Origin of the sequence: Paenibacillus rhizoplanae, assembly GCF_042684125.1 — a bacterium.
GTDB lineage: Bacteria > Bacillota > Bacilli > Paenibacillales > Paenibacillaceae > Paenibacillus_AQ > Paenibacillus_AQ rhizoplanae.
Genome location: NZ_JBHUKY010000110.1, coordinates 96439 through 107982, shown reverse-complemented (window position 1 = coordinate 107982; position 11544 = coordinate 96439). Strand labels below are relative to the sequence as shown.

Genomic DNA, 11544 nt, shown 5'->3' with positions numbered 1-11544 from the left:
TGGCGTAAACGGGGCGCACAGCGGTACAGCTACGGAGATAAGTTGGTTGAGCTACAAGGTGTGTAACAAGACGGCCGGGGCCCCCTGCCGTCTTGTTTGTGTGCTTGGTGCGGAGGTGCTGCCGTTCTACAAAACCACATTGGTACGCAGATGAAGGGTATAAATACACCACATTTACTGGAATAGCACTGTTGGCGCACGAGTCAAGTGTATATGCCCCCCAGCGTCGCCGTTGGCAGGCCCCAATCAGCCTCCCATTTTTCTCCCGGAACAAGCCTCTTCTTTATTCCTGGAGTATCGGCGGGCATTGTGTATTGCTCTAACAGTAAGCCGGATTCCGCTGCTATATCACATCAGCTTATGGCTGCATTTTCGCATGTCGTTATTATGCTAAAGAAGGGCATGATCGTCAAGGAACCGGCCCGCCGGATACGTTACTCTAGAAGGGTAGATGACATAAGGTTGGAGGGGCACGATGCAGCGTTGTTTATATAGAGCCGAGTGCAGGGAGGATGCTAATCCGTCAGCGTTCTGGGGCGCGCAGACCGGACTGCTGAGTAAACGCATGGACAGGCTGGGCCTTGCACAGCTTAGTGTTTTTCAGAATGGGAAGGAGCTGTTTCTGTACTATGAGTGCGCCAGCCGGGAGGTGGAGCCGGGGCAGCTATTTCAGGGTGAGGCAGAGATTCTCAAGGAATGGCCGGGAGGGGAGCAACCCCGGTTGTGGGTGCCTATGATGGATATTTTTCATTATCAGCAGCCGGTCTCCGCAGAGCAATGGAAGCGCAGTCATACGACTGGAACCCCCTACGGACGAGTGGCGGCGCTGAAGCCGGAGCAGGTCGCAAGTTATGTGTATCACCATTATCAATATCAGGAGGAGCGCCCGGGAGACGGTGACAAGTACGGGATCATCGGCCTGCATGAGAACCTGCTGTTCTTTTATTCCGAGCTGCCTGCAACGGTTGAACCTGCCCCGTACGCCGGGAAGCTTACCACGAATCTCCGGCCGGAGAACTGGGGTGAGGTGATGGACCCGCATTTCAGGAAATGGAGTGAGATGGGGCCGGATCAGGCCATTTGGAAAAAGCTTGGGCTCGTCCTAACCATCCCCCGCCCCCATACAGGAAAAGGAGAATGAATATGTTACGTACATCCATATGTCTCAATGGCGAGTGGGATTTCATGCCGCTCTATGACCAGCCGCGCACCCGCGCCCTTCCGGAGAGATTGCAATACGAGGCCCGCAAAATACAGGTTCCATCGAGCTGGCGCTACAGCTATCCTGCGCCTTCGGGCAGCAAATTTGGCGAAGTCGCCGAATATCATTTTCAACCCTTCGATGTGTACAAATATCCCGAGGAATGGAATACAGCCGAAGCCGGAGTGCTTCACCGCAGCTTTAAGGTGCCGGAGACGATGGTCGAGCAGCGGATCGTACTTCGGTTCGATGGCATTATGCAAAAAGCGGCAATCTATCTGGACCGCGAGCGGATTGCTGTCTGGGAGGACGGATTCCTGCCCTTGCGGCTGGATATCACGGCGCTAACGAAGCCCGGCCGGGAGCAGCATCTGCATGTGGTCTGCGGCAGCTTCGACACGGCGGTGCTTCCCTCCGGGGAGACCAAAATCACCGGACTCTCCGGCTCCTGGTTCGGCAGAATCGCGCGGGGCATCTGGCAGGATGTCTTCCTGGAGGCCTATCCGCCGGTATCGCTGGAGGATCTTACGATCCGCACCTCTGTCCGGCAGGGAAGGCTGGAAGTGGATGCTCTGATAAGCAGCACAGAAGAGGGGCCCTCACCCGAAGGAATGCGCGTGCTTTTGCAGGTCAGGGAGCGGAAGTCCGGCGTCCAGTCAGCACTGGCAGAGCCGCCGCTTCTGTCGCAGCCGCTGCCCGTACTTGAAGCGGAAGCAGCAGTATCGCTTCTTCCCGGGCAGGCTGCGGCAGGGCGGCAGTTATGCGGCAATACCGGCAGCCGGGAGTGGGGCGGAGCGGCATTCAGTTTGCCCTGGCAGGAGGCCAGGCTGTGGAGCCCGGATTCCCCTGTCCTGTATGAGCTTGAGCTTGTGCTTCAATCGGACGGTGTAGTTCTGGACCGCCGGAGCGAGTCCTTCGGCTTCCGGGAGTTCTGGTGTGAGGGGCCGCAGTTTATGCTGAACGGGATTCCCGTTAATCTGCGGGGGGACTCCTGGCATTTTCAGGGGGCGGCCCAGCAGACAGAAGACTATATCCGGGGCTGGTACCGGATGTGCCGGCAGGCGGGCATTAACAGCATCCGGCTGCATGCGCAGCCGTATCCGTCCGATTATCTGCGGATTGCCGATGAGGAGGGGATGCTGATTGTCGATGAGACGGCCATCTACGGCTCCAGCAAAAGCATGGATGCTGCCCATCCCGATTTCATCGACAATTGCCGCGCGCATGTGCAGCGGCTGGTGCAGCGGGACAAGAATCACCCTTCGGTCATTCTGTGGAGTGTACAGAACGAGATGCGCTGGGTGGACGGACGGGATCACTACAAGCAACATATCCCCGGCCTGATCCAGCTGATGAAGGCGCTGGATGACACACGCCCGGTCATGGTGGAGGGGGATAACCGTCTGGTCTCCAGGCAGCAGACCGAGGTGGAGAGCCGCCATTACAATATTGATGGCACGATCGCGCAGTGGGACCGGCAGGTTCCGCTCACCTTCGGTGAGCATGGCGGCTGGTGGTACATCTGTCCGCAGAACAGCAGTATGTACTCGGGAATGGATGTATATAAGGATTCTGACGCAAGTGCTGCCGGGCTGGCCCACAAGGAGCGGCTGTTCGTGGAATATGCACGGCGGCAGGGCGTCTCAGGCATCTCTACCTTTAACTTTGTCCATTACTTCATGCGGGCGATGCCGGAGCAGGAGCTGAAGCTGCCGCAGGCCGATCTGACCACACCCGGTCCTAAGTCCGCTGTGATTCCGGCCTACTCGCTTTCGCTGAACAACGGGCTGCTGCCGGAGGAATATCCGGTCTACAGGCCTAATCCTGCTTTTGCCATTATGGCCGCGGCCTTCAAGCCGGTCACGCTGATTGCCGCCGAATACAACCGCTGCTTCTTCGATGATGCGCCGGTCTCCCGCAGCTTCGATGTCTATAACGATACGCTGTCAGCGCAGGAAGTAACGGTCGAATGTGAAGTCATGCAGGGCGGGCGCAGGGTGCACAGTGAGACCTTCCGCTTCCGTCATGAGCCTGCTGCACGCCAAAGTATCCGGCTGGAGTGGATGCCGGAGGCAGTGCATGGCGAAGGAGCTGGAGCTGGAGAGGGGACAGGAGTAGGCGTACCGGCAGGTGAAGGAGAAGCAACGCTGTCCGCCCGGCTGCTCCATGGCGGCGAGCTGATGCATGAGCTTGAGGTAAGCTACCGGCTGCTGTCCGGGAGCTGCCGGACCGAGCCGGTAGAGATTGCCTTGCCCGCTGCATACATCGGCTCTGACCGGGACTTCCAGGCGATACACGCGCTGGTGCCTGCGCTGGTCCGGGCTGAGCCGGAAGCGGTAGAGAGTCTTGCGGCCGGAACCCTGCTGATTGTCGGCAGCAAGATGGAGGATAAGGACGGGTCGCTGGACCGGAGGCTGAGAGGATTCGTGCAGCGGGGCGGCCGGCTGCTGCTGCTGGAGCAGCTTCATCTCTCTCCCGGCCGGCTGCCGCTCACCCGCCGGGAATTCATCCGCGCCCATGCCGGGGATTACGGGCATCCGGTGCTCCGGGGATTAGGCGCGGAGGATCTGATGTACTGGCATGAGGAGCTGCGCGAGGACGGGCCGCTGCCGATCATCCGGGCGGCGTTCGAGAAGCCGGTAACCGGCGACTTCACCCTGCTGCTGGAATGCAGTGCAGGGGACTTCGGAGACGGCGGCGATCTGTGGTCGCCGCTGCTCGAATACCGCAGCGGAGCCGGCATGTTCCTGGCGAATCAGCTGGAGATCATGGATCATCTCCAGCGGGTTCCCCAGGCCCTGCTGCTGCTGCGCAGCCTGCTGCAGTATGCGGGCCGCGCGGTCCACGCGGCCGCTCCCCCGGCTGCGACGCGGTCCACAGGTCCCGCCGCTGCAGCCAAGCCCGCCGCCGCCGCGCTGGCGCCCGCCGCGGCAAGGTCCGCTGCGGTATGGGTCCGCAGCGGCGGAATGGCGGAGGCCTTGCTCAGCAAGCTCCGCCTGAAGGGCCAGAGCCTGGACAGCGCCGCAGGCTTGTCCGGCCTGACCCCCGGCCTCCTAGTCGTGGAGGCCGCACTGCTGGGCACGCCGGGCACGGCGGAAGCCGTGCGCCAGGCAGCCCTGGCCGGCGGCAGCGTGCTGGTGCTGCCGGCAGAGCCCGGCGGGCAGGAGGCCCTCGCCCGCCTGCTGGACGCTCCCGTGCGCATAGCGCCGCACGGCACGTATCATCTGGCGGCGGACTATGCGCACGCCGCCGTGCAGGGCATCAGCCCGGTCGACCTGTTCGGCTTCGACAAGGTGCATCTCTCGCCCCGGGATGTCGTCAACCGGGAGCTGGCCGCTTACAGGCTGGAGGTGCCGGACGCCGGGGTGCTGTGCACCAGCGTCGAAGGCACAGCCTGGAAGGACTATTTCGCCGGGCAGCATACGGCGGAATACAGCCGGCTGGCGCTGGTCGAGCTGAACCGCAGCCAGGCTGCCGCTCCCGGGGCTTTTGTGATCCGCCAGGCGGCCGGAGCGGGAGAGATTCTCTGCTCGCAGCTGCTTACCGACCCGGACAGTGACAAGAGCCTCAGGCTCTACACCCGCCTGCTCGCCAATCTCGGAGCCGCTTTTGACGATGAGCTGCTGCTTCATGACAAGGAGACTGCGCAGTGGGCGGTGGAGGCCGCAATGACGCTGTTCTGTCCGCCGCATATCGACTACGAGGCGATGAAGGACTACTATACAGACCCTGAATTCTCCCTGAACAATCTGGGGGAAGGCCTATATGGCTGGATGAAGAAAAAAGAACGGCGCCCGGATGGAACCTTCCTCATCCCCGCACCGGAAGGACGCCCTCTGTTCCTGAGCTGCTTCGTGCATCTGCCCAAGGCGGCGGATGCAGCCTTGGGCAGCGTGAGCCCGGACGGCACAAGAACCGGCAGACTCCGGGTGAACTCGGCCTGCGCTTTTGACATCTATATGAACGGCAGGCTGGTGCCGGAGCCTGAACAGGAGATTACGCTGGCAAGCGGGGTCAACCGCCTGATCGCCATCGTCCGGGGAGCGCAGGAGGATATTGCCTTCGGCATGGTCTTCCTGAATACAGACGGCACGTATATGAATGATCTGGAGTTCCGCCTGACGATGGATGAGGTGGAGCCCAAATGAGCACGATCAATGGAGAGGAGCATACCGATATGAACGCCAATGAACCGGTACCATCCGCAGCATCTGCATCATCCGCACCGTCCAATTCATCCGCACCACCCGCAGGCTCTTCCAGCCGCGCTACAGAGCTGGACCAGTATTTTGCCTTCAACGATGAGGTGAGGGAGGTGGAGTTCAAGCGGCATGATATGCCGACCCCCTGGCTGAATTACTTATCCAACGGGACCTTCCATACCATGCTGTCCCATGCGGGCGGCGGATTGGCCTTCTATAAGTCTCCGCAGATCTGGCGGATTACCCGCTACCGTTTCTTCCATCTGCCCACCGACCGCTCCGGTCCGTATATTTACTTGCAGGATGCCGGAACAGGCAGCTACTGGTGTCCCACGTATGAGCCGGCCTTCCGGAAGCCGCAGGAGTGGCGGAGCAGCCATGGCATGGGCTATACCCGCTTTGAAGCGCAGGAGGAGGAGCTGGCGGCAAAAACAGTCTATTTTGTCGGGCCCTATGAGAATTCCCTGATCTGGAATCTGACGCTGACGAACAACAGTAGCGAGCTCAAGGAGCTGAACGTGTATGCCTACGCCGAGTTTGGGATGATGGAATTCATGCGCGAGCTGCAATGGCAATGCTATAACAAGCATCAGGTCTCGGTGCAGTACCATGACAAGGAAGCACTGATCTACAAATACGGGGTGGAAAATCAGCCCAAGCCCGACGAAACACCGCTCGTCTATATGATGTCCAATGCACCGCTTGCCGGGTATGACGGAGACCGTGAAGAATTCATCGGCAGCTACCGCAGCGAATCCAATCCGGCTGCCATAGAGCAGGGGGGCTGCACTGGCTCGGCGATTCTGGGAGGCGACCCCTGCGGCGCACTCCAGGTTCGGGTAACGCTTGCGCCTGGCGAGACCCGAACCGTGAACTTTTTCCTGGGGACAGCCATGAACGAGGCCGAGATTGAACGGGCCATCGACCATTCGCGGGAGGCGGATTTTGTTACCCGTTCCTACGCGGCGCTTCAGGAGAACTGGGAGCGTTACCTGGGGGCGTGGAATTGTGAGCTGCCGGATCAGGATGCGCAGCGTATGCTCAACACCTGGAATCCGTACCAGTCACAGCGGAACTTCCTCTTTTCGCGCAATATTTCTTACTATGCCACCGGCACCTTCCGGGGCGTAGGCTACCGGGATACTGCCCAGGATATTCTGGCGGTCGTACCGTACGATCCCGAGGCGGCCAAGGATAAAGTCCGGCTGCTCCTGGGGCAGCAGTATCAGGACGGGCATGTGAATCATTATTTTTTCCCGAATGAGGGTTGGGACCCGGTCACCAGCATCCATTCGGATGATCACCTGTGGACGGCGCTGGCCGTATGGGACATTCTTGCCGAGACCGGAGACTGGGCATTCCTTCAGGAAAATATTCCGTTCTATGACGGCGGTGAGGCGCCGCTCTATGACCATTTGAAGCGGGCGGTGGACTTCACGGTTTCCCGGCTGGGGCCTAACGGATTCCCGCTGATGCTGCGCTCGGACTGGAATGACCAGCTTTTCCGCGTATGCCGTGAGGGCAGAGGAGAGAGTATATGGACAGCGATGCAGTTCGGGACGGTGCTGCTGCGCATGAAGGATCTGGCGGCGGCCTCCGGTTACCCGGAGCATGCGGCGGATTATGACCGGCTCTACGGGGAGCAGAAGCGGCTGGTGAACACGTTGGGCTGGGACGGGCAATGGTTCCGGCGGGCGGTGATGGATGACGGGCGTTATCTGGGTACCGCTGAACATGAGGAGGCCCAGATCTGGCTCAACGCGCAGACCTGGGCGACCCTGTCCGGGATGGCCGAGTCTGACAAGGGGCTGAAGGCTATGGACAGTGTACGCGACATTCTCGATACAGAGCTGGGTATCAAAAAACTGCATCCGTCCATCACCACCTTCCCCGATCCCGCCGATCCGTTAACCAACTATAACAAAGGAACCGGGGAGAACGGGGCCGTCTTCTGCCACGCCAATACCTGGGCGATTATTGCGGAGTGCATGCTGGGCAGAGGGGACCAGGCGTACAAATATTACCGCCAGCTGATCCCGAACATCGCCATGGAGCAGGCCGGAATCTGGCGCTACAAAGCAGAGCCGTATGTCTATGCCTCGAACCTGTTCGGGCCGGAGTCCGACAGATTCGGTCTGGCGAATGTATCCTGGCTGACCGGGACGGCCGCCTGGATGTATGTAGCTGCAACACAGTACATTATGGGCATCAAGCCGGTGCTGGCCGGACTGTCCATTAACCCGTGCATCCCGTCTTCCTGGGAGGGCTTCTCGGTCACCCGGCGGTTCCGCGGCTGTGAGTATGAGATTACCGTGAAGAACAGCAGCCATGTCTGCTCAGGCGTCCAAGAAATCCGGGTGGACGGCGAACGGCTCGAAGGAAAAGTCCTCCCCGCGTACCCGCACAAACAATCAGTGAAAGTGGAGGTCATACTGTAGCCTGGGCCTTCTGTTGAACCAGAGTGTATAAGTTAGGCTCATCCCCCGGTTTACATTTGCGGATAGCGTGGTATAGTATAGTTATAAGTTGCACAAAGGAAATATAGTTGCTCTATTGCAACAATGATTATCATTCTCAGTCATCATCTCAGTCATTATCCTCAACTACCATACCTATTCAACATGCTGTCCCGGCCGATGCCGGGGCAGCATGTGTCATTTTAAGGGTGTTAATAATGGCTCTCATTCTCAAGTGTGCGCTTAACCAAAACCATTCAGGAAGGTGATTATTCATGCAAGCAACCTCGAAATCAATGCCCAAATCCATAGCGCGTCAAGGAGGGGCGCAGCAGCCCCGCACTCCGGGACCGCGGCGCTTCGATCCGCTGGCGATGCTCAGTAACTCCGAAATGCAGGCTGCTCTGGGGAGCGGCCTGATTATGCTCGTAGCCTGGGCTACCAGCGGCTGGTCGGAGGTCTTATCCGTTATCCTCTATGTGATCTCTTATACACTGGGCGGCTGGGTGAAGGCGAAGGAGGGCGTGGAGACGCTGGTCAAGGAACGTGACCTGGATGTCAATCTGCTGATGATCGCCGCAGCGCTGGGTGCCGCCTCCATCGGGTACTGGAATGAAGGTGCGATGCTGATCTTCATCTTTGCCCTGAGCGGAGCGCTGGAGAGCTACACCATGGAGCGCAGCAAAAAGGACATCTCCGCCCTGCTGGCCCTCAAGCCTGCCACTGCGGTCCGGATCGAGCAGGGCGCGATGAGTGAGGTAACCATTGATCAGCTCATGCTGGGAGATCTGCTGCTGATCCGTCCGGGTGAACTGATTCCCGCTGACGGCAAGGTATGCCGGGGGGAGTCGTCTGTGAATCAGGCGTCCATCACGGGAGAATCGCTTCCCGTAGACAAAACTGCCGGCAGTGATGTATTCGCCGGTACCGTCAATGGAGAAGGCCCCCTCTATATAGAAGTGACGAAGACTGCCGAGAATACGCTGTTCGCCAAAATCATCCGCATGGTCGAAGAGGCGGAGAACGAAGTGCCGGATTCGCAGCGTTTTATCAAACGGCTCGAATCCGTATATGCCCGAGTTGTGGTGGCTGCCACGGTCCTGCTGATCACCTTGCCGCCGTTTCTGCTGGACTGGAGCTGGAGCGATACGTTCTACAAGGCAATGGTTTTCCTGGTTGTGGCCTCCCCGTGTGCGCTGGTATCCTCAATCATGCCCGCCATGCTGTCGGCCATCTCCAAGAGCGCCCGCAAAGGCATCCTGTTCAAAGGCGGGGTTCATCTGGAGAATATGGCGCGGACCTCGGTCGTTGCTTTTGACAAAACCGGTACCCTGACGGAAGGCATTCCGCAGGTCACGGACTTCATCGCCGGAGAAGGGTATGTGCGGGAAGAGCTGCTGGCCGTGAGCGCCTCCATCGAGAAGCTGTCGGGGCATCCGCTGGCCGAGGCCATTGTCGCGCTGGCGGAAGCGGAACAGATCGGACTGCGGGATATTGAAGAGAGCCAGTCAGTCACCGGCTGGGGAATTGAAGGCGTCATAGACGGCCAGCTGTGGCGGATCGGCAAGTCCAATCTGCTGGATGAAGCGGAAGGTGCGGCAGCTGGGGCGGATACGGACTATTGGAAGGCTCTGCGCAGCAGGCTGGAACAGGAAGGCAAAACGGTATCGCTGATCCTTGCCGGAGAGACCATCGCCGGAATGATTGCCTTGCAGGACACCGTTCGCCCCCAGGCGGCGGCTGCCGTGCGCAAGCTGCAGGATCTGGGGATCAAGGTAGCAATGCTGACCGGTGACCGCGAGGCTACAGCCCGGGTAATTGCGGGGCAGAGCGGCGTTGACCTCGTGTTCGCCGGGCTTTTGCCGGAAGATAAGGTATCGCACATCAAAGCGCTGCGGGAACAATACGGCCATGTCATCATGGTAGGCGATGGGGTGAATGATGCGCCTGCACTCGCTACTGCAACGGTTGGCATGGGCATGGGCATGAAGGGCAGCGGGGCTGCCCTGGAGATTGCCGATGTGGTGCTGATGAATGACAACATTGAAGAGATTGCCGGAACGATTGCCCTGGCGCGCCGGACGCAGCGGATTGTGAAGCAAAATATGATTTTTGCCGTAACGGTCATTGCAACCTTAATGATCAGCAACTTTGTGCAGGGGATTGCACTGCCGTTCGGGGTGGTCGGGCATGAGGGAAGCACGATTCTCGTCATCCTTAACGGCTTACGTCTTTTGCGCTAATTCATTTAATTGCTTAAAATTGAATTGTTCACAAAAAGGAGCGTTTACAACGGGTCTGGCATATTGACAACTCCCCTTGAGGTGATCATAATAAATACTAGATTATAATTATTTTAAATAAGGAATGGCGTCTTTTCCGTCCATCTCAAGGGGGATATCATCATGTACAAATCAATTATTGTCGGTACTGGACCGGCCGGATTGACAGCTGCTATATATTTGGCCCGGGCGAACCTGAACCCGCTCGTTATCGAAGGTCCGCAGCCAGGCGGACAGCTTACAACTACAACGGAGATCGAGAACTTCCCGGGATTCCCGGAAGGCATTTTGGGTCCTGATCTGATGGATAATATGCGCAAGCAGGCAGAGCGTTTCGGTGCACAGTTCGTGACCGGCTGGGTGAACAGCGTGGAGCTGGGCGACCGTCCGTTCAAGTTGAACGTGGAAGGCATGGGCACACTGATCACGGATACGCTGATTATCTCCACGGGTGCTACAGCCAAGTATCTCGGCATTCCCGGGGAGCAGGATAATATCGGACGCGGGGTCAGCACTTGTGCTACCTGTGACGGATTTTTCTTCCGCGGCAAAGAGATCGTGGTGGTCGGCGGCGGCGATTCCGCGCTTGAAGAAGCGGGCTTCCTGACACGTTTTGCTTCCAAGGTAACCCTGGTGCACCGTCGTGAAGAGCTGCGGGCCTCGAAGATTATGCAGGACCGTGTCCGCGATAATGCCAAAGTGACCTGGGGATTGAACCGTACCCCTGTTGAAGTAATTGCTGCAGACAAGGGCGTAACCGGCCTGAAGGTGATCAACAACGAGACTGGCGAAGAAGAGTTCATTGAAGCCAGCGGGGTATTCGTGGCGGTCGGCCATCATCCGAATACATCATTCCTGGGCGGACAGATCACTACGGATGCGAACGGTTATATCGTATCGAATCCCGGAACCTCCGAGACGAACATTCCCGGCGTATTCGCCTGCGGCGATGTGCAGGATACCCGTTACAGACAGGCCATTACGGCTGCAGGCAGCGGCTGTATGGCGGCTATGGATGCCGAGAAATATATCGAGAGCCTGGAGCACAGCGCGGTAATTATGTAAGTCTGGCATTTGGAAAAGCAGAGATTCCGGTGCTACAATAGAGCCTAGAGTCTAATACTTAGATAAGAGGAGGAAATCATACTATGGAGAATGTAATTGTATACACATCGACGAATTGCCCGCATTGCCGTCAGGTGAAAAGCTTCCTGAGCGATAAAGGGGTAGCGTACGAAGAACGCAACATCGAGCAGAATGAAGAGTACGCCCAGCAGGTGTGGGATATGGGCATGAGAGCTGTGCCGATTACGGTAATCGGAGATATGAAGATTGTCGGCATGAACAAAACCAAGTTCGACAAGGCTTTGGCTGCAACGGAATAATAGCCGGCAGTCCTGAAA

Annotated in this window: 6 protein-coding genes; all 6 read left to right on the top strand. The window is 58.4% G+C overall.

The genetic code is table 11. The features are described 5' to 3' along the window. Positions 1–475: 475 nt before the first annotated feature. The 6 genes from ACFSX3_RS32690 to ACFSX3_RS32665 all read left to right on the top strand — a co-directional run bounded on the left by ACFSX3_RS32690 (position 476) and on the right by ACFSX3_RS32665 (position 11526). A complete protein-coding gene (locus ACFSX3_RS32690) occupies positions 476–1141 on the top strand; it encodes a hypothetical protein (protein ID WP_379313790.1) in 666 nt (221 codons plus the stop codon). A gap of 2 nt (positions 1142–1143) precedes the next feature. Beyond that, positions 1144–5349 carry a glycoside hydrolase family 2 TIM barrel-domain containing protein gene (locus ACFSX3_RS32685; RefSeq protein ID WP_209991823.1) on the top strand — a complete coding sequence of 1402 codons (4206 nt, stop codon included), beginning with the start codon at positions 1144–1146 and terminating at the stop codon, positions 5347–5349. Then, positions 5346–7841 (top strand): GH36-type glycosyl hydrolase domain-containing protein, encoded by a 2496-nt coding sequence (locus ACFSX3_RS32680; RefSeq protein ID WP_209991824.1) that lies wholly within the window; start codon positions 5346–5348, stop codon positions 7839–7841. Before ACFSX3_RS32685 ends, ACFSX3_RS32680 begins: the two co-directional genes overlap by 4 nt. 293 nt (positions 7842–8134) lie before the next feature. After that, positions 8135–10102 carry a heavy metal translocating P-type ATPase gene (locus ACFSX3_RS32675; RefSeq protein WP_209991825.1) on the top strand — a complete coding sequence of 656 codons (1968 nt, stop codon included), beginning with the start codon at positions 8135–8137 and terminating at the stop codon, positions 10100–10102. A 162-nt stretch (positions 10103–10264) separates the two neighbouring features. After that, positions 10265–11206, top strand: coding sequence for a thioredoxin-disulfide reductase (gene trxB / locus ACFSX3_RS32670; protein WP_209991826.1), 942 nt, complete (start codon positions 10265–10267; stop codon positions 11204–11206). A gap of 83 nt (positions 11207–11289) precedes the next feature. Next, on the top strand, positions 11290–11526 hold the full coding sequence (locus ACFSX3_RS32665; protein WP_036694922.1) for a glutaredoxin family protein: 237 nt from the start codon (positions 11290–11292) through the stop codon (positions 11524–11526). The last annotated feature ends 18 nt before the right edge of the window (positions 11527–11544 follow it).